The 25,726-nt window shown below is 52.6% G+C and carries 23 protein-coding genes; 21 read left to right on the forward strand and 2 right to left on the reverse strand.

Translation table 11 applies throughout. The features are described 5' to 3' along the window. Positions 1-33 precede the first annotated feature (33 nt). Positions 34-1,260, reverse strand: coding sequence for an MFS transporter (locus G3T16_RS16940; RefSeq protein ID WP_163497161.1), 1,227 nt, complete (start codon positions 1,258-1,260; stop codon positions 34-36). Between the two features lie 501 nt (positions 1,261-1,761). On the opposite strand from G3T16_RS16940, the gene G3T16_RS16945 reads away from it, so the two are divergent. From G3T16_RS16945 to G3T16_RS16960, 4 genes are all read left to right on the forward strand, one after another. Then, positions 1,762-4,065 (forward strand): TonB-dependent receptor, encoded by a 2,304-nt coding sequence (locus tag G3T16_RS16945; protein WP_163496260.1) that lies wholly within the window; start codon positions 1,762-1,764, stop codon positions 4,063-4,065. 218 nt (positions 4,066-4,283) lie between these two features. Further along, positions 4,284-4,814, forward strand: coding sequence for a nuclear transport factor 2 family protein (locus tag G3T16_RS16950; RefSeq protein WP_163496261.1), 531 nt, complete (start codon positions 4,284-4,286; stop codon positions 4,812-4,814). Between the two features lie 23 nt (positions 4,815-4,837). After that, on the forward strand, positions 4,838-6,931 hold the full coding sequence (locus G3T16_RS16955; protein WP_163496262.1) for a PQQ-dependent dehydrogenase, methanol/ethanol family: 2,094 nt from the start codon (positions 4,838-4,840) through the stop codon (positions 6,929-6,931). A 132-nt stretch (positions 6,932-7,063) separates the two neighbouring features. Continuing rightward, a complete protein-coding gene (locus G3T16_RS16960) occupies positions 7,064-8,170 on the forward strand; it encodes a helix-turn-helix domain-containing protein (protein ID WP_163496263.1) in 1,107 nt (368 codons plus the stop codon). A gap of 121 nt (positions 8,171-8,291) precedes the next feature. On the opposite strand, the gene G3T16_RS16965 is transcribed toward G3T16_RS16960, so the two are convergent. Beyond that, a complete protein-coding gene (locus tag G3T16_RS16965) occupies positions 8,292-8,948 on the reverse strand; it encodes a TetR/AcrR family transcriptional regulator (RefSeq protein WP_163496264.1) in 657 nt (218 codons plus the stop codon). 369 nt (positions 8,949-9,317) lie between these two features. Between G3T16_RS16965 and G3T16_RS23195 the strand changes: the two genes are divergently transcribed. The 17 genes from G3T16_RS23195 (at position 9,318) to G3T16_RS17045 (ending at position 25,612) form a co-directional block, all read left to right on the forward strand. Continuing rightward, the gene (locus G3T16_RS23195; RefSeq protein WP_163496265.1) at positions 9,318-9,710 is read left to right on the forward strand and encodes a nuclear transport factor 2 family protein; all 393 of its coding nucleotides are present in this window, start codon (positions 9,318-9,320) and stop codon (positions 9,708-9,710) included. A gap of 34 nt (positions 9,711-9,744) precedes the next feature. After that, entirely contained in the window at positions 9,745-11,937 is a 2,193-nt protein-coding gene (locus G3T16_RS16975; protein WP_163496266.1) for a TonB-dependent receptor, read from the forward strand. After that, the gene (locus tag G3T16_RS16980; RefSeq protein ID WP_163496267.1) at positions 11,937-13,541 is read left to right on the forward strand and encodes a GMC family oxidoreductase; all 1,605 of its coding nucleotides are present in this window, start codon (positions 11,937-11,939) and stop codon (positions 13,539-13,541) included. Before G3T16_RS16975 ends, G3T16_RS16980 begins: the two co-directional genes overlap by 1 nt. Positions 13,542-13,560: 19 nt before the next feature. Then, complete coding sequence (locus tag G3T16_RS16985; RefSeq protein ID WP_163496268.1) at positions 13,561-14,094, forward strand: VOC family protein; 534 nt, start codon at positions 13,561-13,563, stop codon at positions 14,092-14,094. A 78-nt stretch (positions 14,095-14,172) separates the two neighbouring features. After that, positions 14,173-15,147 (forward strand): thiamine pyrophosphate-dependent dehydrogenase E1 component subunit alpha, encoded by a 975-nt coding sequence (locus G3T16_RS16990; protein ID WP_163496269.1) that lies wholly within the window; start codon positions 14,173-14,175, stop codon positions 15,145-15,147. Beyond that, on the forward strand, positions 15,144-15,491 hold the full coding sequence (locus tag G3T16_RS21240) for a hypothetical protein (protein WP_197911714.1): 348 nt from the start codon (positions 15,144-15,146) through the stop codon (positions 15,489-15,491). Before G3T16_RS16990 ends, G3T16_RS21240 begins: the two co-directional genes overlap by 4 nt. Continuing rightward, positions 15,482-16,144 carry an alpha-ketoacid dehydrogenase subunit beta gene (locus G3T16_RS16995; RefSeq protein ID WP_197911715.1) on the forward strand — a complete coding sequence of 221 codons (663 nt, stop codon included), beginning with the start codon at positions 15,482-15,484 and terminating at the stop codon, positions 16,142-16,144. Before G3T16_RS21240 ends, G3T16_RS16995 begins: the two co-directional genes overlap by 10 nt. Positions 16,145-16,204: 60 nt before the next feature. Continuing rightward, complete coding sequence (locus G3T16_RS17000) at positions 16,205-16,432, forward strand: biotin/lipoyl-containing protein (RefSeq protein ID WP_163496270.1); 228 nt, start codon at positions 16,205-16,207, stop codon at positions 16,430-16,432. 47 nt (positions 16,433-16,479) lie between these two features. After that, positions 16,480-16,662 (forward strand): 2-oxo acid dehydrogenase subunit E2, encoded by a 183-nt coding sequence (locus tag G3T16_RS23200; RefSeq protein ID WP_408610753.1) that lies wholly within the window; start codon positions 16,480-16,482, stop codon positions 16,660-16,662. Positions 16,663-16,664: 2 nt separating this feature from the next. Beyond that, on the forward strand, positions 16,665-17,156 hold the full coding sequence (locus tag G3T16_RS23205) for a 2-oxo acid dehydrogenase subunit E2 (RefSeq protein ID WP_408610713.1): 492 nt from the start codon (positions 16,665-16,667) through the stop codon (positions 17,154-17,156). Positions 17,157-17,215: 59 nt separating this feature from the next. Then, on the forward strand, positions 17,216-19,339 hold the full coding sequence (locus tag G3T16_RS17015; RefSeq protein WP_163496273.1) for an outer membrane protein assembly factor BamB family protein: 2,124 nt from the start codon (positions 17,216-17,218) through the stop codon (positions 19,337-19,339). Beyond that, positions 19,336-21,228: an outer membrane protein assembly factor BamB family protein gene (locus G3T16_RS17020; RefSeq protein ID WP_232059138.1), complete on the forward strand. Its 1,893-nt coding sequence runs from the start codon at positions 19,336-19,338 to the stop codon at positions 21,226-21,228. Before G3T16_RS17015 ends, G3T16_RS17020 begins: the two co-directional genes overlap by 4 nt. Positions 21,229-21,345: 117 nt before the next feature. After that, positions 21,346-22,152: an enoyl-CoA hydratase/isomerase family protein gene (locus G3T16_RS17025; RefSeq protein ID WP_163496274.1), complete on the forward strand. Its 807-nt coding sequence runs from the start codon at positions 21,346-21,348 to the stop codon at positions 22,150-22,152. Positions 22,153-22,201: 49 nt separating this feature from the next. After that, positions 22,202-22,405, forward strand: a complete 204-nt coding sequence (locus tag G3T16_RS17030; RefSeq protein WP_163496275.1) for a hypothetical protein — start codon at positions 22,202-22,204, stop codon at positions 22,403-22,405. Between the two features lie 164 nt (positions 22,406-22,569). Beyond that, on the forward strand, positions 22,570-23,184 hold the full coding sequence (locus tag G3T16_RS17035; RefSeq protein ID WP_163496276.1) for an acyl-CoA dehydrogenase family protein: 615 nt from the start codon (positions 22,570-22,572) through the stop codon (positions 23,182-23,184). After that, complete coding sequence (locus G3T16_RS17040) at positions 23,181-24,812, forward strand: AMP-binding protein (protein ID WP_197911716.1); 1,632 nt, start codon at positions 23,181-23,183, stop codon at positions 24,810-24,812. Before G3T16_RS17035 ends, G3T16_RS17040 begins: the two co-directional genes overlap by 4 nt. After that, positions 24,809-25,612 carry an SDR family NAD(P)-dependent oxidoreductase gene (locus G3T16_RS17045; RefSeq protein ID WP_197911717.1) on the forward strand — a complete coding sequence of 268 codons (804 nt, stop codon included), beginning with the start codon at positions 24,809-24,811 and terminating at the stop codon, positions 25,610-25,612. Before G3T16_RS17040 ends, G3T16_RS17045 begins: the two co-directional genes overlap by 4 nt. Positions 25,613-25,726: the final 114 nt, after the last annotated feature.

Genomic DNA, 25,726 nt, shown 5'->3' on the forward strand with positions numbered 1-25,726 from the left:
GTGGAGGATTCTTGCGGGAGTAAAGTGGAGTAATTACTTCGGTCGTCCTAGGGTTAGCAGGGCTAAGCCGCTAACGGTGACCAGTACCATGGTGAGCACTAGGAACGGTGTATAGCTCTGGTGATAGTCGAAGGTGGCACCGGCGGCAAGAGGCCCGAATGCAGCTCCAAGTGTCAACGCAGCGACGACAACGCCGAAAAGCGCACCAAAATTTCTTAAACCAAAATATCGGCTGGAGAGATAGGCCATGACGTCTACTTCTGCTCCCAAGGTGAAGCCTATGATTATTGCGGCCACAATCTGATTGGATATTCTGTCGCCTTGTGTGAGAAGCAGGACGCAGGCAATGTTTGCAATGAGAAATATAACTGCTCCCACCCGCTCGCTTGAAAAGCGGTCAAGGAGGAATCCAGTCCCCAAGCGTCCGACAAATGAGGAGATGCCAATTATAGAGGCGATTCCGGCTGCAGCGAGTCGACTACTACCGTATTCCATCAGGATAGGAACAAAATGCACCAGAATCCCGATCATTGTGAAGGCGAACATTGCGCCTGCAAATAGCAGCTTGTAGAGAGCTGGGGAGCGGAAACCCTCTGCTAGACTAATCCCGATCTCTGCTCTATTTGGCTTGATGGTAGCAACATCGATCGATTCCTGGGGTTGATCCGCCGCGCCACGAAAACGCAGAAAAATGATCGGAAGTACTATCGTAGTCCATAGTATAGCGGTTGCTCTAAAAGCTGTTCGCCAGCCATAATTTTCTATAAGCCATGCCGACAGTACTGGAAACAGGGTCGCTCCTATAGGCGCCCCTGAAAGGGCGACCGCAAAGGCGATGCCCCTCGAGCGCTCAAAGCGACTTGCCACAGCACTCGTCCAGACAGTTGACTGTGCCCACGGTACACTTACTGCCACGAAGCTCCACAAGAGTACCCAGTTCAAAATGTGTCCAGTAGCTGTGCCCAGTGAGGAGTACGCTATGGCTATCAATAGGACTCCGATTAACCCGATGCGGCGAGGTCCTAGTCGGTCGACCAATATGCCCACGGGTATGCACAGAAGAGCACTTCCTACATTGGCGATGGTGATCCCAAGCGAGACTTGCGCGCGTGTCCAGCCGAACGCGTGCTGCAGCGGTTCAATGAACGGGCCCAATGAGTAGATGTGGAGAACGGACATAGAGTACCCGAATGCTGCGACACATGGGAGATACCAGTATCGCTGCCATTCAATCTGCACCTCACGCGTCGCATAATTCATATAGTCCTTATGGTCTCTCACAGCCGTTCAAGGGTTATAGGCTGAATAAGTTGTTCTGTTTGGTTTGAGAAAATGTGGCCTGTTTCGTCTGCTCCTTGCCTGGGGGCAGCGTGGACACTGGCTGCTCGTCAGCGTGCGGGCCTGTGGGTCCAGACAAGCATAGCCTCGTGGCTCGTATCGATACAGAGGCAGTTGGCGCACTTTGCATCGTCTGCATCACATTTGGCGCGAATTGCATCTTTGCTTCCGCATATATGTGCCGCCGGATTGCATACACTTATCTTCGGTTGCCCAGTAGTGTGATCCTAGTTACTGAGACTTGGGCACCTAAAGAAACGCTAGTACTGGTGTTCTCCAGGTCGTCAGATAAAACAATAATCTGCAAAGAGGCAAACACAAATGAAATATACTCTACCGGCTATCATAGTTGTCGGACCACTGGCAACAATGTTGTCCGCCGTCTCAACGCATGCTCAGCCTCAAACAGTAACTAGTGACTCTATGGATCATCAAGCTAGATCTGGGCTTGAAGAAGTTATTGTAACTGCTCGACGCCGCAGCGAAAGCGTCCAAGACGTACCGGTGGCGGTTTCAGTATTGAGTGGAGAGGCGTTGCAAATGCGTAGCGTTACCTCGGAGGGTGACCTGCAGGTTGCATTTCCTGGCTTGGTGGTTCGATCTGCCAATAATAACAACCAGCTGAATTATGTCATTCGAGGGGAGTCTGTTGATGCTTATTCGGGGTCACCACCCGGAGTGCAACCCTATATCAATGATGTACCTTTTCTTGTCGGCGCATCAACGACCTTCTTCGATCTAGGGAATATCCAAGTCGTTAAGGGCCCACAGGGTACCCTTTTTGGCCGTAACTCAACCGGCGGCGCTGTGTTATTCCAGACTAAAGAGCCTGAAGGTCAGTTTGGCGGCTATGCTTCCATTCAATACGGTAATTTGGATAGCCTCATTGCAGAGGGCGCGATTAACATCCCTGTGTCGGACAAACTCAAGTTCCGTCTCGCGGGCACAGCTTCGTCAGGTGGTGATTGGGTAAAGAATCTATACGACAATCAGACGTTAGGTGGAAAGGACGAGCAGTCGGCTCGCTTTACCATTGCATTTGATCCTTCGGAGCGTCTGTCTAACGTAACCACGATACAGGTTTCCGAGTCGGATGGTACTAACGCTCCAAACGCCATGTATTACACCATCCCATGCGGGGAGCCGTCAGGTTTCAACTCTTGCCTCTATCACCCAGACGTTCCAGCTTTTCAGAAGCTACTGAACGGTGAGGGTCTGCAGGGATATCCCACCGGTAACGTCCATCCAGGTGGTTTTGAAAACCTTCCGGAATTCCTCCGATCACAAGGCGATTATGTAGTCAGTGCCAATGCCTCCTTTTTCTACGAAGCCAGCAGTAAGTTTTTCATCAACAAGACTGATTTCGACATATCCCCTACGCTTTCCATAAAAAATATTCTAGGTTATACCCACTCAGAAAACGCGCTCAACTATGATACGGACTACTCCCCTTATCCCATCGTTCAGCAGTATGCGCCTTCGGCCCTCCTTCAGGAAGGTCCTCTTCCAGTGGAATCCGGAGAGTGGGAAACCTGGTCCAATGAATTCCAGTTGCTTGGTACCGCTTTTGACGAGCGCCTGGATTATCTCCTTGGAGTTTTCTACATTGACTCGGAAGAGAAATACTACTCCCCGCTGACAATCATGGGGATAGATCCGCCAGACACAGTGCTTCAGCCATCTTCTGTCGCCTATAACGCAGTAACGGGTAATGAGTCCACTGCTGTATTTGGTCAAGGTACTTACGAGCTGACAGATAACCTTAATTTAACGGTGGGTGCGCGTTATACCTGGGAAGAAGTCACCATGACTCAAGGATCCGAGTCCATCTTTCTATATCTCGATCCGGAACCATTCGGCGGTATTGATTTGCCACAAAAATCAAAGCAGGAGGACTCGAGTTGGACAGTCTCTCTTGACTATCATCTGACTGATCAAATCATGGTCTACGCAACCACAAGAGGCAGCTGGCGTCGTGGTGGTTTCAATCCATTTAATCCGCCTACACCACAACCAACGACTGCAGCGACTGGAGGCGGTGGAAACTACTTCCTGCCAGAACAAATTCGCGATGTGGAGGGTGGTGTGAAGTTTGATGGATTTTTTGGTGAGGTACCTGTGCGGGCTAATCTGGCTCTCTACCAAAGTTGGGTGGACGATATACAGAAAACCGCGTATGTAGTTATCGGGGGTACAGCTTCCTCTGCGACGATCAATGTACCGGAAACAGAAATTAGTGGCTTTGAGGCTGATATTCACTTTGAGGCAAACAGCTGGCTGAGGTTGGGTGGTTCCGTTGCTCATACTGATGCTGAGTTCACTAAGCCGGATTCGCTCTTGTTTGGAAACACAGTGACCTATGGCCCATTTGGCGATGCGCCTGAATGGTCGGGAACGCTTTTTGCCGACATGTCCATGGAACTGGGTGAAGGTAGGGGCTATCTGAACTACCGTGTTGATGTCTATGCTCAGTCCCATTTCTACTTCTCAAACCTGGGGGGTACTATTCAACCAGGAACAAAACTTCCCGGCTACACGCTAGTTAACATGCGCCTGGATTGGAACGATATCTTTGGCAGCAGAGTAAAAGGTAGTCTATTTGTAAAAAACCTCGGCGAGAAGGTCTACTACACCGGCGGCTCAGCCGGGGCACAAAACTTCTCAGTGGAGTCCGCTACTTTCGGTAAGCCACGCATCTATGGGCTGCAACTGCGGGTGGACTTCTAGCTAATTTCTCATCACCTCCTGGCGAATCCGGCTTCGTTAGGTGGTAAAAGAAAGTCTTCTGGCAGCGTTTGATGACTCATCGTCGGCACCTCTGGAGGTCTCCAATGTCAGTATGTCGCACTACTTCGCGCAGACAGATTGCCACATTGCAAAGGTTATCCCGCGGTATTTGGTGATATCGATAAATTTACTTCATTGTGAATAATAAGGAGCCACATATGATTTCCCTTGAAGACCAGCATGCTCTGCAGGACTTGCATAATAGGTATGTACATGCCACTGATCGTGGTGACTATACCTTGTTGAGATCGTTGTATACCGAAGACGCGATTGAAAATCACGGCGACTACACTGGTCCCGTAGACGGTTTCATCAAATGGCTGCCGCAAGCTGCGGCTTACTTTGAGTCTACCACCCATATGGTTAGTAATTTACTCATTCGGGTGAATGGTGGCGCGGTTGAGAGCGAAGGGCGCGGTACAGCTTATCTCCGCCTCAAAGGCGAGCCGTCGTTCAATATGATTGTGATAAACCGGCTGTTCGACAGTTACAAAAAAATCGATGGTCTTTGGTTATTTCATCGTCGGGCCCTCAGTGTCGACTGGGTACAACAGTTCTCCCCGGGAGATGCCGACCTGGATCTGACAAGTTCGATTCCCTCTGGTACTAATGGCCCGGATGATCCTGTATACCATAATATTCCAGCACTGGTGGCATCCTTGCGTAAGGGGTTGCCGCCAATCAAATAATGCCGGAAACGGCCAGAGTAACTATGATGCACATAACTCAAAACGCTATTCCTCTAATCTTAATAATCGCGGCGTCACTTTATACTGCGGGAAATTCGGCCGGAGAATCGAATGCCATTGCCCTGGACGAATGGCCCTTCCACGGCGGCAGTCCCTTGGAGCAACGGTTCAGTCCATATTCCCAGGTGAATGTAGAGAACATCTCCGACCTGGGGCTTGCATGGTCCTTTGAGTTCAACTCCAAGCGGGGCCAGGAAGCCACCCCGATTGTGGTGGATGGTGTCATGTATGTCTCAACCGCCTGGTCCCGCGTTTACGCCCTGAATGCTGTATCAGGAGAAATGCTTTGGCATTTCGATCCCCAGGTTTCCGGGGCTACTGCCTTTAAGGCTTGTTGCGACGTGGTCAATCGGGGTGTTGCCGTGTCGGAAGGGCGCGTTTTCTTGGGAGCCCTGGATGGAAGGCTGATCGCACTAAATGCGAAAACCGGGAAGCTGCTCTGGTCTGTTGATACAATAGATCCCGACAAGGCGTATACCATCACCGGCGCGCCGCGAGTCTTCGACGACAAAGTTATCATTGGTAATGGCGGTGCTGAATACGGAGTACGTGGTTATGTGACTGCCTATAATGCCAGTACAGGAAGGGAGGTCTGGAGATTCTATACTGTGCCAGGCGCACCGGATGCGGAGGCAGACGGCGCTGCATCCGACCAGATTCTGCGCGAGCTGGCACTTCCTACCTGGCATGGGGATTGGTACAAATATGGCGGTGGAGGTACGGTTTGGGATTCCATTGTTTATGATCCGGAATTGCATCAACTCTATATCGGCGTGGGGAACGGCAGTCCCTGGAATCACCAGGTCCGGTCGGATGGGAAAGGAGACAATCTGTTTCTCGCTTCCATTATTGCCCTCGACCCGGATACCGGGGCATACAAGTGGCATTATCAACAAAACCCAGGTGAAAGTTGGGACTTCACGGCCACTCAACAGATGATTCTGGCCACGTGGAATATGGGCGGCAGGGATCGAAAAGTTTTGATGCAGGCACCAAAGAATGGATTCTTTTATGTTATCGATCGAAGCAATGGGGAACTAATTTCCGCAGAAAATTTTGTGCCGGTCAACTGGGCATCCGGGATTGATAAAGTCACTGGAAGGCCGATTGAAAACCCAGAAGCGCGCTATCGCGAAGCACCTTTTGTAATGAGGCCTAATGCCTTAGGAGCACATAGCTGGCATCCAATGGCTTATAACCCTGAAAAGCAATTAGTCTACATACCTATATACCATTCACTGTTTGCCTATGGCAATGAACCTGATTTTAAATTCCAACCTGGTATATGGAATAATGCGATCGATCAGGCGTTGTTACAGGTGCCTGATGATCCTGAAGAAATGCGGAAAGGCTCCGCCGGCTTCGAGGGACGGCTGCTGGCGTGGGACCCCGTGGCCCAAAAGGAAGTGTGGTCTGTGCGTCACCCCACAATGCAAAATGGCGGCGTGCTCGCTACCGCGGGACACCTAGTATTTCAGGGCACTGGAACGGGCTGGTTCGAAGCGCGTCACGCGGATACTGGCAAGTTGTTGTGGAGGTTTGATGCTCGGGACGGGATAATCGCAGGGCCGGTCAGTTATCAACCGAACGGTACTCAGTACGTGGCTCTCGTGGCGGGTTACGGGGGCGCTTTCGGCATTGGTGAGGGGGTCGATACACCTAAAATTCGACCCAATGGTCGGGTTCTGGTCTTCAGTCTCAATGGGGCGGCGGAGTTACCCTTGCCAACAAAAGAGGTGCTGTTTCCTCTTGACCCGCCGGAGACCCGTTTTACTGAAGTACAGATAGATCGTGGACGTTTGCTCTACACCACGCATTGCTATCGTTGTCATGGTGCCGGCGCTCAGTCGACAGGGGTTTTGCCTGATCTTCGGCGATCTCCAGCCCTGGCTAATAACGATTACTGGCGAGCCATCCTCATAGACGGTGTTTTAGCAAGTAAAGGGATGGTCTCGTTTGCCGAGTGGATGACTTCCGAAGAGATCGAATCTGTTCGGGCCTATGTGGTACACAAGGCGAGGATCGCTCAAGAGCAGGAAGCAAAGAAAGAAAGGTGAGCTTGGCTTGCGGAATCTCAAGCTCAATGACCAATAGCAAGCGTGGAAGGCGAATCGTTAGTTGTAGCTTTGGCTTGTGTGTGACATTATTTCCTGGCTCAGCATTTCATATAACTACTATGATTGGAGGAAATGGTGTTCAAGCCGACAACCTTGCGTGTGTATCTGCTCCGAGCCCGTGAGGCTGGTTTTGACCCTGACGAGATTCTTCGAGGAAGCGGCGTGACGTGGAATGACGTTGACTCCCTAAAGCCTTTTGAACTCGATACCATTGCGGATCTATTCCACTACATTGCCCGCGCTACACCACCCGATTTCGCTATGAAATGTGGGTATGCATGTTCAATTCGAGATTTCGGCATAGTGGGCTTTTCCATGATGAGTATGCCTTCACTCCGTGACGCCTTTGAGTACTACACCCGCTACTCCTTGTTAGCAGGGCACCCACTAGTCAGTACGGTGGTAGAGGACGGAAATCAATGGAAAATGCACTTCGTGCCACGGAGAATTATGTCTACCGAGGCGCTGCGTTTCTGTCTCGAGGTATCTATCGCCGGCATGGAGCCAGTGATACGGGAATTGACTGAGCAGCCAGCGATTACCACTGGAATCGAGTTCACCTTTGGCAAACCGTCTTCGGACTCGAGGTACGGTCTATTTGGTACTAATGTTATTCGTTTCGGCTCCAAAGCCTCTGCCTATTGCGGCCACCGGACTGATCTTGACCGGCCTATACGCTCTTGGGATGGTGAGGTTAGTCATTTATGTTACCAACAAAGTGACAAGTTCCTTGCCGAACTGACAAGGTCGAGGTCCATCAGGGAGCAGTTGGAGGATCTGATGTTGATTTCGGCGGGGGAAATGCCTTCTGTGGACGATATGGCCAAAGCTCTGCGTATGAGTCGCCGTTCACTGCAACGTCAACTTACCAACCAGAGCCTCAGTTACCAAGAGATTGCTAAGGAGTTTCGCATGCGCCACGCCATAGCGCTATTGATGGAAGATCGTTCAAATGTTAAAACCATCGCGTTTTCGCTGGGCTTTCGGGACGTGAGTAGTTTTAGGCGTGCATTTCGTATATGGACGGGGCTTTCCATTGGGGAATGGAAGGCCGCGAATGTTGTGAAGGACGCAAGATGTGTGAAGCAGAGAGTGGTGGTTAACTTGGATAGTATGAGAGCTAAGGTCGGATATCATCATACCACTCTACGTAGTCCTGCTTCCTTCACTGGCCATTGAAACTTTTTCAACTCAGGCGCCCCTGATGTTTCTCGATTGCTGAGCGACCGCATTCATGTGCCACTTCTTCACACATCCGCCAGTGGCCTGGTAGTGTGTGGGTCGCTTCCCCCAATGCGCTTTAGGAGATATCTTCGAACAGGGAGGAACGGAAAATCTCCGAGAATTCGTCGAGCATTTCGCGCGCCGTTGCATCGTAGGCCTGTACCTCAATGAGATAAAATAGCCTATCCATCAATAAATAGAGCATGACAAAACGAATGAGGAATTTTCTGCGTTGCTTTCCCTCGGGAATTGTCTTGACTATGGCCATAGCCTCTGCCAATCGGTGAGTTGTGGGTACGAGTTCGGCTGCGAGTTCGGGGTCGCTCCTGGTGGCGTCCCAGAAAGCATCACAAAGGACATGCATGCGCTCCCACATCTCGCCATACTGATCCATCCATCCACGAATGCCGTCGTGACTAGGTTGCTCGAGTTCGTCGAATTGCTCGAGAGTCTTTTTAACGTCCACGTTGATATGACCCTGGAGTTCTCTTGCGACATCCGCCTTGCTACTGTAGTAGCGATAGAAAGTTGTCGCTGTCGTGCCGGCAAGTTTGGCGATCTGGTTTACGCTGGTTGCCTGATAGCCGTGTTTGATGAAAAGCTCGGCAGCGCTAGCGGTTAGTCGCTTACGGGTCAGGGTTTTCTGTTGTTCCCGAAGTGAAGCCACTGTGCGGCTCTCAGGTCCTGAGGTCGATTTGGTATATCTAGCCTTTCCAGAGTTGAGCTTACTCATTTTCCCCGTTTGTCCTTTTCCGGCCTATTGAGAACTGGGTTAGCCGTAGCCCCGGGCTAAGCCCTGTGGGCGGCCCAGACCAAAGTCTACCGCAAACGTGACTGAGAGTGAAATTATAGTTGACACTCGACCTCAAAATGTTACACACTCTAACAGAACGGGCCATTAAGAACCATAAAGTAGCTCTATGGCACTAAATAATAGGTAATATAATACGGGTAGCATCACTATGATAGAAATCGAGGTTCAACGGGAGCTGGAACAGCTCCTTCTTTCCTATTGCTACGCACTTGATCGCAGAGACTACGCTACAGTAAAGCAGCTGTATCACGATGGGGCCGAAGACGACCATGGTGACTATCGGGGGGAGTGGATGGTTTAATCGCCTGGCTGAGCAATGTTCAGGAAGACTTGGAGAGCTCCTCTCACACTCTGAGTAATATGAGATTTGCACGTAGGGACGATTACGCAGAGAGCGAGTGTCGTGGCATTACCTATCTGTGCCTCAAAGGTAGCCCTCCGCAAAATGTGATGGTCGTGGGTCGCCATTTCGACAAGTATGAGCGACGCGAAGGAGTCTGGGGTTTCACTCATCGGGCGTTGTGTGTCGATTGGGTGCAGCTTATGCCGCGCGTCGATGCGGAGTTCGATCTGACCGGTGCCGTGGAGCCCGGGAAAATGGGCCCTGATGATCCATTTTATTCCAGGCTTGAGCTGCTGCCGGGAACTGTAAAGACAGTTGGAACCGCTAGGGGCAACTGATAGATCCATTTTTTCCACCAACCGAGGGAATCTCATGATTAACAAATATAAGCTGATTTCTTGTCCCGAAGTACTGCGTCTTCCCGTCATGTCCGCCCTTGTACTGAACGGATTACTTCCGGCATCCGGCACTTATGCAGCAGAAGTGTCCGTGGGCGCGCTGGAAGAAGTTGTTGTTACGGCGCAACGGCGCGAGGAACGCTTGTCCGAAGTACCGATGTCAATTTCCGCCTTTACTGGCACAGATATGCAGCTTGCGTCGATCAACGATACTCAGGGTCTGAGCATGAAAGTCCCCGGGCTGGTCTATCCCGCGAGTGATAATTTCGCGATGCCCTACATTCGTGGTGTGGGTATGGCCTTTGCCGCGAACGGTCTCGAAGTTCCAATCGCCACCTACATCGATGACGTTTACATCCAGCAACAAACGGGATCAATTGCGCAACTTGTGGACCTGGAAAGAGTTCAAGTGCTGAAAGGTCCTCAGGGAACGCTGTACGGGCGAAATGCAACAGGGGGCGCCATCGTAGTTAACACAATGGATCCCACAGAAGAACTGGAGGGTTATGTCCGACTCGGTTATGGAAGATTTGACTCCCTGCGTTCTGAAGGCGTACTAAATGTCCCACTCTCAGATACTGTAAGTGCGCGTGTGGCACTACAGTTGTTTGATCGCAGAGAGGGCTACATCGAGAATGTGTTTACCGGCAATGACCTTGGGGAGGACAAGCGAGTAACGGCTCGGGCGAAAGTCGCTTGGCGACCCTCTGAGGCTACCGAAGTGATCGGTTCCTTCGAGCGTTTTCGGGGCGATGATACGATCAATGCACACGCCCATGGAGAGGTGTCGGTATGCACAGGATGCGCTGCGTATGGCGTGACTCCTCCGAGTGGTTTCTATGAGGTTTTTCAGGATCACGAAACACAAACACAAAGTGACGCGGACCTGAGTATATTGCGTATTTCCCACGATTTTGGAAACCTGGAGTTCTACAGCGTGACTTCCTACAGGGAGTATGTTTTCTCTGGGGAGTTCGATCAGGATTTTACATCCGCACCATTATTTGTCTACAGCACGAGAAACGAGTCCGAGACGATAGAGCAGGAATTTCGTCTAACCTCAAGCTTTGAAGGTGCCCTCAACTTCGCGGCCGGCGTCTTTTATGAAAAAGATTCAACGGATGCACCGGCATTCTTGCGTGGTGACGCGTTCGGAGCACTCGTTCCTGGAGCCGAAAAAATTGAGTCCAAACTCGATGCAGCGGCAGTGTTTGGGGAAATTTACTATGATCTGAGTGATAATTGGAAATTTACTCTAGGCGGACGTTACAACCGGGATGATCGTTCTCTGGAGATCCGGAACAATCCCGATGGTGTGTTGGTATTTGGGGTCGAGGCGTTCAAGCTGGAAGACACCTTCACAGACTTTACCCCGAGAGTCGTGCTCGCGTATAACAACGATGATGTCAATCTCTACGCGAGCTACAACGAAGGTTTCAAAAGCGGTGGGTACAACTCAGCGGTCTTTACGCCACCGGAAGCGTTGACTTCGGAAAAAATCAAGAGCTATGAAATAGGGGGCAAATTCGGTTTGTTGGACAATCGGATGAGGCTCAACACTTCTGTGTTTTTCTATACCTACGATGATATGCAGGTCACATTCTATGACCCGCTTACTTCAGCGCTCATCTTACGCAACGCCGCTGATTCGGAGAGTGTTGGGGTCGATTTTGACCTGACTTGGGCAGCAACAGAGTCATTGACTATCGGTTTCGGAGGTCAGTACCTGGATGCTGAGTTCAAATCATTCCCCAACGGCTCCATATATGTACCCGCTCCGGGAGCCCTGGTGCCCGAGGAAGCCGATCTGAGTGGGGAGCCTTTGCCTAATGCCCCAGAATGGTCGGGATTCATCAGTGCAGACTACATCCACCCTATCGGTAATGGCCTTGAGCTGGCTCTTGGCATCGTAGCTAATTATACCGACGAATACGACTTTATGCCGGGGGCGGGCGGTCCACTGCAACTTGACAGACAGGAATCGATGACGCGAGTGAATGCAACGGCCTCGATCGGCAGCCCCGACCAAGGATGGTCCGTGATGTTGTGGGTAGAAAACCTCACGGACAAAGAATATTACAATAACAGGCTCGCAACCGGGTTTGGTGATCAGCTGACCATGGCCCTTCCAAGAATGTATGGGGCGAGTGTGGAGTGGCGCTTCTGATGGAAGAGTACGATTACATTATAGTTGGCGCTGGTTCAGCGGGATGCGTTTTATCTGAGAGATTGTCGGTGAGCGGCGAGCATTCTGTCCTCTTGATCGAAGCTGGCCCGGACGATAGTAATCCATTCGTTTCCATGCCGATGGGTTTGTTCAAACTTTTTGCTGATCCTTCCAAGACATGGAGCTACCTGCTGGAACCTGATAGTGAGACAGGCAAACAGCATGCGTGGCTACGTGGCAAGATGATTGGCGGATCGAGCTCCATAAATGGCATGCTCTACTTTCGTGGTCAGCCCCAGGATTACGATGGCTGGAAGGAATTGGGCTGTGAAGGCTGGGGTTGGGAAGCAATGCGAGAGGTATTCCGAGCCATAGAGGATCATGAGCTGGGTGACGATGGTGTTAGAGGTGTCGGTGGTCCATTGCATGTGTCAGTGCAAAGGGAGAAGACGCCGCTTACGGAGGCCATACTTAAAGCGGGCGCGGCACTGGGCCTCCCTGTCCGCGAAGACCTGAACCGGGAGGAGCAGGAAGGCATCGGCTACAGTCCGCGTACTATCAAGAACGGTCGCCGCGTCAGCGCAGCTGATGCGTTTCTTAAACCCGCAATGGGGCGAGATAACCTCACAGTTGTTACTGATACACTGGTAACAAACATTGATTTTGACGGCAGGCGGGCGAGTGGCGTCTCGACTGTCCAAGGAGAAAATAAACGAAGCTATAAGGCCCGCCGTGAAATAATTCTTTCCGCAGGCGCCCTGCAGTCACCGGTAATTCTCCAGCACTCAGGTGTCGGGCCGGCTCATTTGCTGAGGAAATACGGAATTCCAATTATTCACGATAGCCCCGGAGTTGGCCGGAATGCCAGGGAACACAAGGTTGTGACTATAATATCTCGGCTGTCGGCGCACAGTCTCAACAAGGAATACCGAGGCTGGCGAAAATATATGAATGGGATACGGTACTTCCTGACGCGAAGCGGTCCACTGACCGCAACCTACGACATTAATGCCTTTGTACGGACCAGCGATACTCTTGATCGGCCTGACGCGCAACTTACCTTCTGGGCTGTTACCCCGGATCTTAATTCGTCCGTATATCAACCGGATAGTAAACCTGGCTTGTTCTTCATGGGTTACCCTTTGCGCTCGGACAGCCAAGGCGTGGTTAGCATTACATCTAGCGACCCGCGCGATCCACCTTCGATACAGGCAAATTTCCTTACCACGGAGCATGACAAAAAAGTTATCGTTGATCTGTTTCGCTACGCGCGCCGTTTGCTTGAGCAAGCACCTGTATCAGATTACATCGTTGAAGAATTACATCCAGGCCCAGCTGTACAAACCGATGAAGATATTATCGCGGCCTGCCATCAGGATACGACCTGCATGCATACCGTCGGGACCTGTCGGATGGGGCCAGAAACTGATGTAGAAGCGGTGCTCGATAGTCAACTTCGCGTACGTGGTGTGGAAGGGTTGCGAGTAGTGGATTGTTCTGTCATGCCAACACAAGTTTCAGGTAACACCGCTGGCCCCGTCATGGCCATCGCCTGGCATGCGGCCGACATGATATTGGCCGACACCGTGTCGCGTCGATCGTGATATTAGGGAGAATTATTGTATGAGCATAGTATTTGGTGGAATTCGTCAGCTTGGCATGGTGGTCCGCGACGCGGATAAAGCGATGGAGGAGTGGGGGAAGCTTGGTGTAGGTCCTTGGTTTACAATGCGGAACTTTATCGTGGACGACTTTATTTACCGTGGAAAAACTTCCCCCGCACCCGAATTGACACTTTGCTTCGCATGTTCCGGGGCTTTACAGATTGAACTGATTCAGCAGCACAACGATGTGCCGAGTGCCTACCAGGATTTTCTCGCCCAGGGTAAAGAGGGCGCGCAGCATGTTGCGGCTTGGTTCAGTGATCATGACAGTTATGACGCCAAACGGGCACAATTGATGGCGCGGGGCTTCGAGCTCATTCATGAGGGAGCTGCGCGGGAGAATGATTCAAGGTTTGCATATTTTGAAACTGGGGAGCCCGGAGGGCTTATGTTTGAAATCGCAGAAGCCACATTGCCAAATCTCGAAGAGTTTCAGCAAACCATTGTACAGGCCGCAATCGATTGGGATGGCCGCCAGCTGATAGCGCTTTAGATCACTAGGTGAAATCACGGAATTAGGTCTCTCGCAGTATCGCGAGAGAAATCTGCACGGCCAAAGGGAAATCACCGAATGACACCGAACAGGCAAACGCTCCTCGAAATATTCTCGAAAATGTCTCTTTCAAAGCAAAGCGACGAAAAAATGCGGTCCGCGATAAAATCTGGAAAGTTGTCGTTGCCGTACTATTCTGCCCGCGGGCAGGAGTGTATTCCTGCCGCCGTATCCGCCTGCCTTCGTACTGATGACTACATCTGCACGATCTACCGAGGTATGCACGATGCCCTAAGCAAAGGCGTTCCACTTAAACTTTTGTGGGCGGAGTACGCAGGCAAAGCATCCGGAACCTGCAAGGGTAAGGGTGGGCCAATGCATATAACTCATCCGGAATCGGGGGTTATGGTAACCACCGGTATTGTCGGCTCGTCAATGCCGGTGGCAAACGGCCTGGCATGGGCATCCCAGTTATCCGGTGACGGCCGAGTTACGGTGGCATATTTTGGTGACGGTGCAAGTAATATAGGTGCTTTCCATGAGGCGCTAAATCTTGCGTCACTTTGGAAATTACCGGTAATTTTCGTTTGCCAGAACAATCATTACTCAGAACATACCCGCTTTGCAGCGGGAACGGCCGTAGATAGAGTCTCGCGGCGTGCCGACAGCTACTCCATGCCGGGAGTCACAGTGAATGGTAACGATCCCGTTGACGTGTATGCCGCTGCTGAACTTGCGATAGCAAGGGCACGTGCCGGAGACGGCCCGACATTGATTGAAGCGATGACATTCCGCTTGTTTGGGCACGTATTCGGCGACGATGACTCGGTAATGCTACCAGGAGAACGGGAAGAGGCTATGAAGAGTGATCCGTATCCCATATTCCGTAGCCGATTGATTGCGGAAGGGAACGCCGCCGAAGACGAGCTTGCGGAGATCGAGGCGGCACATGCTTTGCAAGTGAACGACGCGTTACGGTATGCACTCGAGAGCGAATACCCCGGGGTTAATGAACTGTGCCATGACGTCTATGCTACGGAGACATTATCGTGACCGACAAAATGAACATGCTCAATGCAATAAATCTTGCTTTACATGATGCGATGAAGGATGACGATCGCGTCCTGGTCCTTGGAGAAGATGTAGGTGATGAACAAGGTGGCGGCGTAATAGGTGCTACAGCAGGTCTCACCAAGCAATTTGGTGCTGACAGAGTGAAGTCAACGCCCATCTCCGAGCAAGCTATTATGGGAGCGGCAATAGGCGCTGCAGTTGCGGGCTATCGACCCGTTGCCGAGATAATGCTGATGAACTTCACGACGGTGGCCATGGACATGATCGTCAACCATGCCGCCAAACTTCGCTATATGTCAGGGGGCAGACCAGTGTGCCTTTGACCATCAGGACCATGACCGGATCGGGTATGGGCAATGGGGGGCAACATAGCGATTTCTTGGAAGGGTGGTTTGCTCATACTGCAGGGATAAAAGTCGTTGTTCCTTCCACTCCTGCAGATGCGTACGGTTTGCTTCGCACCTGCATCGAAGATGAGGACCCCTGTCTTTTTATTGAAACTATGCCACTTTTATGGACCCTCGGTTCTGCTCCGGAACCAGGAAGCTATGTACCACTGGGCAAGGCGCGCACTGTCCGTGAAGGAACCGACGCAACGGTCATAACCTATGGGCGCCAGGTTTTCGAGGCGGTTGCTGCCGCAGAAGAATTGCAAAAGCAGGATATCTCTGTAGAGGTGATAGACCTGCGCAGCATTTCACCATGGGACAAGGAAGCCGTGCTGAAATCCGTGTCAAAGACACACACCGCTATTGTGCTTCATGAGGCAGTGAGAAATTTTGGCCCCGGTGCGGAGATCGCTTCTAGTATTCAGGAGGAACTCTTCGGAGTACTAAGCGGGCCGGTATTACGATTAGGAGGCGCCTTTTCTCCAGTCCCTTTCTCAAATGTGCTGGAATCAGCCTTCGTGCCTGGAATAGACGAAATAGTAGGTGCCATAAAGCAGGCTACGTCGAGAAAACCGGCGTTAGTCTAGGGAGATACTGGTTCTGCGATATATCGGCAGTGAATGGAAAAAATTAGTTGGGGACAGAGTATGACCGAAGTCACATTCCCGAAAATCGGCTTTGCAATGACAGAGGGCACCCTTGCTCGCTGGCTGGTTGAAGATGGCAGCAACGTGGAAGAGGGACAACCTCTTTACGAGCTAGAAAGCGAAAAATCTATCCAGGAGGTTGAGTCTCCTGCGACTGGTATCATCCACATAGAGGCAGAAGCAGATAAGGTCTATGCGGTTGGCATCAAATTGGGTTGGATAGAGTGAGTGCTCGCGGTCAGACACTCCTGGAAGCTTTGTCGCGCCATGGCGAGGTGGAGGCGGCGCCAATGGGGCGAATACAAAATTATGTCGCGCGTGCTATGGAGAAGAGCTGGACTACCATTCCTCATGTGACTACACACGATGAAGCTGATATCACGGATTTCGAGCATGCCCGCCAGGATTACAACGCCGGCGGCCATAGATCGAAATTAACCTTGTTGGCCCCTTGGTAAAGGTGGTGGCGACAGCGTTGCGGGAGTACCCACGGTTCAACACTTCTTTGGCTGAGGATGGGGGCACAGTGTTGTGGAAAAGCTACGTTAACGTGGGCGTGGCTGTCGACACCGCAGAAGGCTTGGTGGTTCCGGTCATTCGTGATCCATCGTCACAAGGCATTGATTCACTTGCGGATGAAATTTCCCGTCTCGCAGAAAAGGCGAGAGGAAAAGGGCTCTCAATGCAGGATATGTCAGGAGGCTGCTTCACTATCTCATCGATAGGACATGTCGGGGGAACCGGCTTTACTCCGATAATAAATTTACCGGAAGTTGCCATACTTGGCATATCTCGGGCACGAGACAGGTTGGTTCCAAGCGTGGCAGGTAGTCCTCTTACACGCCGGTTTCTACCACTGTCGCTGAGTTATGACCACCGAGTGATAAATGGTGTCGAGGCTGCAGCGTTCTTGACCAGAGTGGCCGGTGATCTCGCGACTTTCGAGTTTTGAGGAGTAGTCTGACCGTGGGCAATAGGTTGAGGGGGAAAGTTAAGCTATGGGAGACGAGCTTGCCCGGCATCGCGGCAAAGTTTCTTGCCCTTGCGGGTATTTCAATGTTGTCTTCCGCGGGCAACGTTCCTTTTACGGCGGAACAGGCAGACAATGGTGCTTTGCTGTATGCACAGCATTGCCAAACCTGTCATGGATCGAACCTCAGGGGCGGCACACATGCACCAACATTGAATGGCGGTGTGTTTCGTGCGCAGTGGGCAGCTCGCTCGGTGAGTGATCTTTTGAATTATCTCTCTACCAATATGCCACCCCGGCAAGCATCAACTCTCTCACTGCAGTCGCATGCAGATATTCTCGCATTTTTGTTGCAGAAGAACGGAGAGCAGGCATCCTACCCACAGTTGCCCGGGGACTTCGATACCCTTTTCGAATTAAGACTTCCGCCTTGGCCCAACTATCTCAGTGGGGGCGGCTTGGCGCCCGGTGTCACAATCCCGGCCGCACCGGCCAAGTCAAATCCATTGCATTCTCTTAGTCCCGTAACTGATGCGATGCTGACGCAACCGGCTGATGGCGATTGGCTTATGTGGCGTCGTACCTACGATGCTTATGGTTTTAGTCCGCTTGACGAAATCGACGCGTCGAATGTTGGGTCGGTGACACTCGCCTGGAGTTGGACACTGCCGCAAGGCCCCAATCCCTCGACACCCGTGGTACATGACGGTGTGCTCTTCGTGTACGGCATGGGTGATACGGTGCAGGCACTAGATGCGTCGAATGGAGACCTGCTGTGGCAGTATTCCCGGCGACTGCCTTCGGGGGTCACCCCAAGTCACAAGCGAAGCCTTGCTATCTACGGCACTTCACTATTTTTACCGACCTCGGACGGCCATGTAATTGCGCTGGATGCGAAAAGTGGTACGGTAATATGGGATCAAAGTGTGGGAGTTATGGACGGTGACCTGCAGTTGATAAGTGGTCCCATTGTGGTCAAAAGCAAAGTGATTATCGGTACCTCAGGAAGTCGGGCAGGCGGGAATGAAATTATCGCCCTGGAAGCGGCCACCGGCCAGGTGTCCTGGCGAATTCCTGTGATCCAGCGTCCCTTTGAAGGTGGAATCGACACATGGAACGCTGTGCCACTGGACGAGCGGAATGGTGGTTCTGTTTGGCTGCCGGGTAGCTATAACGCAAAGTATGATGTAGTTCTATTCGGTACCGGAAATACCTATCACACCACTCCTCTCATGACTAAATCCTCAAGTGAGGATGTCAGCAATGATGGTCTGTACCTCGATTCGACTCTCGCATTAAAGCCAGAAACTGGTGAGCTGGTTTGGTATTTCCAGCACTTTTCGAACGATCAGTGGGATATGGACTGGGCGTTCGAGCGACAATCCATACGACTGCCCATCAATGGAGTCGAGCAGGATGTGGTAATCACCGGTGGCAAGGTGATGATTTTCGATCTACTCCGTGCTCAAGATGGCGCTTATCTGTCATCAATATCTCTCGGAATGCAGAATCTCATAAGCGATATAGATCCCGTAACGGGGAAGAAGCACATTAATTCTGACTTGCTTCCTGTACGGAAGCAAGTCACCACCATCTGTCCTCACGTTAGCGGTGGACGAGGTTGGCTCCCGACGACTTACCTGCCTGAAGACCGTGTTCTCGTTGTACCAATAACCGAGGCGTGCATGGACTTGGTGCCCGCGGGGGAGAACGAATCTACTGTGCTTAGCACTGGTTTCCGTTGGACGGTACGCCCCCGTCCAGACAGCGATGGGCTCTACGGCAGGCTGCAGGCCGTGGATCTGGAGACCGGTGAAACGCGTTGGCTTGTGCGTGAGAGACCACCTTTTACAGCGGGTACTCTTGCGACAGCCGGTTCCATCGTTTTTGCCGGCTCGTTGGATCGGACCTTCAAGGCATACGATTCCGGGACGGGTAAGATGCTTTGGTCGGCACGCCTGAATGATGCGCCGAGCTCACCGCCCATTACCTATGAGAGTGGAGGCAAGCAGTATGTGGCCGTCATCGTTGGTCCCGGCGGATACCAGTCCGTGAGTTATGATTCCCTTTTGCCGGAGCTCCAGAATCCAATGGATTCAGGGACCGTTTTATGGGTATTTGCCCTTCCAAATGCGTTAGCTCCGCGAGCCGGAGATACTCATTGAAACTGCCAGTAGGGACAAATTCCAAACCGATGAGAATCGGTTGGATGACTTATTTGATAGTCATTGTGCTATTTCATGTGAAAACGGCAGACTCGGCAGCCTCCCTCGAGCTCGAAGCACAAGGTACGGAAGCCGAAGCGCTCTATTTGGCGAACTGCTCCGAGTGTCACGATAGTCCCGTTGCCCGAGCGCCACAGCGACTGGTGTTCGGAATGCTCGGTGCCGAGGCAATCCTCGCTGCACTTGAAGCTGGTCCGATGCAGAGTCAGGGTGAGCATTTAAGTGAAGCTCAACGGAGACTATTAGCAGAGCACTTGGGTAGTGGCAAGCTGAGAAATGGTTGGGATTCTCGGGATTGGTTCTGCACCGACCCATTCGATGCCAATTTGTCAAAGTCAAAGACGCATGCTTGGGGGTTTTCCCCCGAAAACACCCGGCATATTTCGGACGCTGGACTCACTGCAGAAGAAATGCCGCAACTTGTTCTTAAATGGGCATTTGCGTACCCGGGGGCAACAAGAGCAAGATCTCAACCCACTGTCGTGGCGGGAGTTGTTTATGTCGGGTCACAGTCGGGGAGTGTCTATGCTCTTGATCTGCAGTCCGGCTGTGTTTATTGGAGATTCGATGCCGATGCGGAAGTGCGCTCAGCAATTTCCTTCGGGCTCGACGGTGCTGCGGGAGACGGCGGAGGTGAGTCAGTATATTTCGGAGATTTTTCTGGTAGCGTATACCGTGTAAACGCCCGCACAGGCAAACTTCTCTGGCGCGCAAAGGTCGGCGACCATCCGGATGTTACAATTACTGGATCACCACAACTGCATCGCGACCGACTGTATGTTCCACTCTCTTCGACTGAATGGGCCAGGGCAACCGACCCATCCTACGCATGTTGCAATTTTCGCGGTGGTGTTGTGGCTCTGTCAGTCACAGCCGGAAAGCAACTCTGGAAAACGCACGTGATTCCGCAGGTTCGCCAAGAATTGACTGGTGATCCCGAAAACGTGCGTGAGAATGACACATATTCGGGCGCACCCGTTTGGAACACCCCGACTATCGACAGGGCCCGAAACCTGCTCTATGTTGGAACTGGGCAATCCTATACCTCTCCAGCTCATCGAAACAGTGATGCTGTTATAGCCATGGACCTCGACAGCGGTGAAATAAAATGGAGTCGCCAGCTTCTCTCTGGTGACGCCTGGAATCTTGCCTGTCTTTTGCCAGGTGAACATGTGAACTGTCCTGAACAGAATGGTCCGGATTTTGATATTGGCGCGCCGCCGATTCTGTGGAGCGACGAGCAGGAGAGGGAACTCCTTTTGGTCGGTCAAAAATCGGGTATGGTCTATGCGTTGGATCCAGATCTGGAGGGTGAAACTGTATGGAAGAGGAAGCTGGGTCGAGGGGGATTTTCAGGCGGTGTTCATTGGGGCATGGCTGCCGACTCCCAACAATTGTATGTACCTATCGCCGATACTGAATATTTTGGTAAGTATGAGAAGCTCCCGGCAAGTCCCGGCTTGTTTGCACTTGATCCAAAGACCGGTATGCAAATGTGGTTCGCGCCTGCCGGTGATCATTGTCTGCCGGAACAACGACCTGCCTGTGACCCCGGTCTATCGGCAGCTGTTACTTCAGTTCCAGGTGCGGTTCTGGCTGGTGGTTTTGATGGAATGCTGAAGGCTTACACCGCTGATACTGGCGCAGTAATCTGGCAATACGATACCAATAGAGAGTTCACGACGGTTTCCGGTGTTTCAGCCAGAGGTGGTTCAATTGAATCAGATGGGCCTGTGGTTTCCGAGGGCCATCTGCTCGTCAACAGCGGCTACCTGTATGGCGGACGTCTGCCCGGGAATGTTCTCTTGGTTTTTGGACGTTCGCTCTAACTCCGGTCAATGGCTGACAGTTGATTGGTCGACACTCAGTCGCTTTGAAACTGGGCGGGGTCAGATCGACACTTTCCGCCAACTGCTGGAACATCTCGTTAAAGAGAGGATCAATCTATGGCTGAGGCACCACCACTTCTTGTCTCGTACGCGGACGGTATCGCAAGATTGACATTGAATCGTCCTCAAGAAGGTAATTCCCTTACGCCCGAGCTACTGTTGGCTCTGGAGGACGCCTGGCAGGAGGTCGAGGAAGACACTGACGTTCGTGTAGCTGTCATCACGGGGGCAGGAGACCGCCACTTCTGTACCGGGGCCTCCGTATCAGCACTCGAGGTTGGCAGAGGAACCCTGCAGAATCTGCGAAATACCGTGGTCAACCGATTCTCTCCCCGTATGTGTCAAGTCAGCAAGCCTGTGATCTGCGTAGTCAATGGTCTGGTGAACGGCGGGGGACTCCATTTCATCGCCGATAGCGATATCGTGATTGCGACATCCGGAGCTGCTTTTATGGACTCCCATGTCAGTGTCGGACAGGTCTCCGGTCTGGAATCCATCGGCATCGCCCGACGCGCGGGGCTGGGGGCTGCCCTTCTTATGGGGCTCGCCGGGCGCAGCTATCGAATGCCTGCTGAGCGCGCCTGGCAACTGGGCATGGTAGACCTCCTAGAGGATACTGTGGAGGCCACTCTGGACCGGGCTTATGAACTGGCGGAATCAATTGCCAGGAATTCCCCACAAGCCATGGCGCTGACCAAACGTGCGATTTGGGCGTCTACCGAGATGCCGGACCCGGCTGCACTGGATTACGGATGGGAATTGCTAAAGTCTCATTGGGCGCACCCGGACTTTGTTGAGGGCCCACAGGCCTTCATCGAAAGGCGCACTGCGGTCTGGAACCCGGACCCTAATGCACGTCGGTAATTAACCCGTATAAGTCTGGCAACTTCCGGCCCGATAAGGAGAAGGATTCATGCAACATGGCCTCAGCTATCATCCCAGCCCCGATCAGTTGGCGCTCGCCGAGTCGCTAGTCAAACCTATTTCATCACTACTGCCACTATCGCGGCTGCACAAGTCGCCGCTTGAGAGCAAGGAGACCTGGACTCAATTTGAGGAGCTGGGGATTTTTGCCATCCACCTCCCCGAAGATGCGGGGGAACCGGTCTCGGAGTAACCGAGGAAGCCCTGATTGTGCTTGAGCTCGGGCGCCACCTGGCAGCCCCCTCAGTTTTAGCCACCATGGGCGCAACACCTGCAACGGCGGGTGACGAAACAGCGTCACGACGGACCACTCCGGCATACCAGCGAGGGGACAAGGTGGTCCTCCTGACAGACCCAATGGCCGATGCCATTCTGCTGCGTGTGGGGTCGAAGACAGCACTGTATCCGATGATTGCCGACTCACAACCACTTGCAACACAGCCGTGGCTTGACACTCTGCACACCAGCAGCGACCTGCCACCACCGCTTGCCAGATTCAGTGCAGAGGCTAATCGAAGAATGACCCTCATTGACGCTGCCGCGCTTGCAGGCATCGCCCAGCGAGGTCTCGAGATGGCAGTGGACTACGCCAAGCTGCGCGAGCAGTTTGGTCGTCCGATTGGAAGCTTTCAGGCAATAAAACATCACTGTGCCACTATGGCAATCTCGGCTCAGCGGTCTCGGGATCAGGTCCTGTTCGCCGCAACCGCGATAGACGAGGGGCGAGAGGATGCGATGCTTCAGACTGACTGTGCATTGTTGGTTGCAGCTCGAGCAGCCACTGCAAACGCCGCCCTGAACATCCAGATTCACGGCGGTATCGGTTTCAGCGCAGAGGCAGATCCCCATTTGTTGGTCAAGCGGACACAGGCTCTGATCGCGATCACCGGGGGACTTGAAGCCGTCAACAGGCGGATCGTCGAGTGGGATGCTGGAGCCAGATCCACACAGGCCAGTGTAGGTAGACGATGAACCAGAATCATATCAACGGGCGCAGGAGTATCGGCGGTCACTCCATCCGCTGGGATGCAGGTCGAGCCGAGGCGGCCTACAGAGATGGATGGTGGGTGCGCGAGACACTGGCCGACTCTCTAGAGCGGGAAGCTCGGGAGTCGCCCGATAGAATCCTCCTTGTCGATGGAGATATTCATCTTTGTGCCCGTGAGGCTCATCATCGGGTCACCCATCTCGCCCAGATATTACTTGATCGGACCCCGACAGGCAGCGTGGTGTCATTCATGTTGCCCAACTGGCATGAAGCGGCGTTGATTTACCATGCCATTACCCTGGCTGGCATGGTTGCACACCCGATCCTGCCCTCTCTACGCGACCAGGAACTCTGGTTCATGCTCAGCGATTCCCGCTCCCGCCTCCTGTTCATTCCCTCGGCATACCGTGGTCACGACTACGTAGAAATGGTGAAACGGGTTACCGGAGATCTGCCACAGGCGCCTGATGTGATCGTACTACGCGGGGACGCAGGAGAGTACATTGCCTATTCGGACCTGGAGCGGTCCACTGTCTCAGGCAGTCTACCGCATCTGGACCCGGATGCCGTGAGGCTCATCATGTACACCTCTGGTACCACTGGCCGCTCCAAAGGAGTTCTGCACACCCACAATACGCTGCATGCCCTCTTAATGCAGATTGGTCAGCACTGGCTTGTTGAACCCGGCGACACCTTCCTGGTGCCATCCCCGATCAGTCACATAGGTGGTTCCATCTACGCTTTTGAGGCGCCACTGCTACTCGGTACAGCGGCAATATTAATGGATCAGTGGAACCCGGAAGCCGCCCTGTTCCTGGCGACAACAACCCCCTGCACCCATATCTGCGGAGCAACTCCCTTCCTGCAAAGTTTGCTTGACGTAGCTGAGCGAGTCGATGAACACCTGCCCGACCTGAAACTCTTCGTTTGTGGCGGTGCATCAGTACCGCCTTCCCTGATAAAAGCGGCCACTGCGCATTTTAGTGGTGCCTGCGTAACTCGAGTTTATGGCTCTACCGAAGTCCCTGTAACCACTGTCGGTTGTACCGGACACAACGAGCTGGGCTATGCCGCCACTACTGATGGCCGCTCCGGCATTGCCGAGATTCGACTCGCAGACGGTGCTGGTGACGTAGGAGAGATTCTCGTTCGCGGACCCCAGATGCTCGTCGGTTACCTCCACGGTGAAGCAGAGTCTGAGGTTTTCGACAATCAGGGCTTCTACCGCACCGGCGACCTAGGCCGCTGGATTGATGACAAATACCTCGTGGTGTCCGGACGAGTGAAAGACATCATCATCCGCAATGGCGAGAATATCTCACCAAAGGAAATCGAAGATCTCCTCATGGAACATCCACAGATCAAGGAAGTTGCAATAGTCGGCCTGCCAGACGCGCGAACCGGTGAGCGCGCGTGTGCGGTAGTGGTTGTCAAAGGGGGAATTGCCCCCGATGTTAATACGCTGGCGCAGTTTCTGGATCAGCGTGGATTGGCAAAGTTCAAATTTCCAGAGGACGTTGTTGTTCGAAACGTCCTCCCCAAGAACGAAGCCGGAAAGGTTCTTAAGCACCAGCTACGGACTGATCTCATTCAGTCGGGAGAAACTTCATGAACCAGGACATTGAGATGGTGGCCCCACGTCACACCAAAGTTGCTGTCATTACTGGCGCCGGGAGTGGCATCGGACTGGCCTGCGCCAAGAAATTAAGTGCAGCCGGCATCGCTATCGTTGGTGTTGGTCGCACTGTAGAGAAACTCAAGGAACTGGAGCGGGTAATCGACAAACCGGACCAAATAGCAACGGTGGCCATCGACGTCACCTGGGAAGATGCTCCTCAGCGTATTGTTCAGGTGGCGCTTGATCACTGGGGCCATATCGACTTTCTAATCAACAATGCGGGCGTTGGCAGCCCCAAGCCACTACATGAAGCGGACGATGACAATCTCGACCACTTTCTCAACGTGATGCTGCGTGCCCCATTCAGGCTTAGCCGTGAGGCGCTCCCGCACATGCCAGCAGGTTCCGCTGTGATCAATATCTCTTCAACCTTTGCAGTAATTGGTGGGCTGCGTGGGGGCGCCTACTCAGCAGCGAAAGCAGGCCTGGACGGGCTCACACGGCATATCGCATGCCAGTATGGAGCTTCCGGAATTCGTGCCAACTCGGTGGCACCGGGGGTGATTTATACTGAAATGACTGAAAGCAGACTGAAAGACGAGAGCTTTCGGAGAATGAATGTGGAAATGACACCACATACTCGTCTTGGTCGGGTAGAAGATGTGGCAGGAACAGTCGCGTTCCTGTGCTCTGACGATGGAAGCTTCATAAACGGACAAACAATCGTGGTTGATGGTGGATGGACATCCACAAAATATTTCTCCGAGCGTGGCCGTACTTCGGTTTGGACCTAAATTTCTGGGCCCTGGGATTGCAACTGAATTGTGCAGACCTTTTTCAGGACTGTAGCTATTGATGGCGTTGAGGGCGTCGCGGATTTCAGTTGTCTCGGGCAGGGTGTATTCAGG

It is taken from the genome of Kineobactrum salinum (assembly GCF_010669285.1).
Classification (GTDB): domain Bacteria; phylum Pseudomonadota; class Gammaproteobacteria; order Pseudomonadales; family Halieaceae; genus Kineobactrum; species Kineobactrum salinum.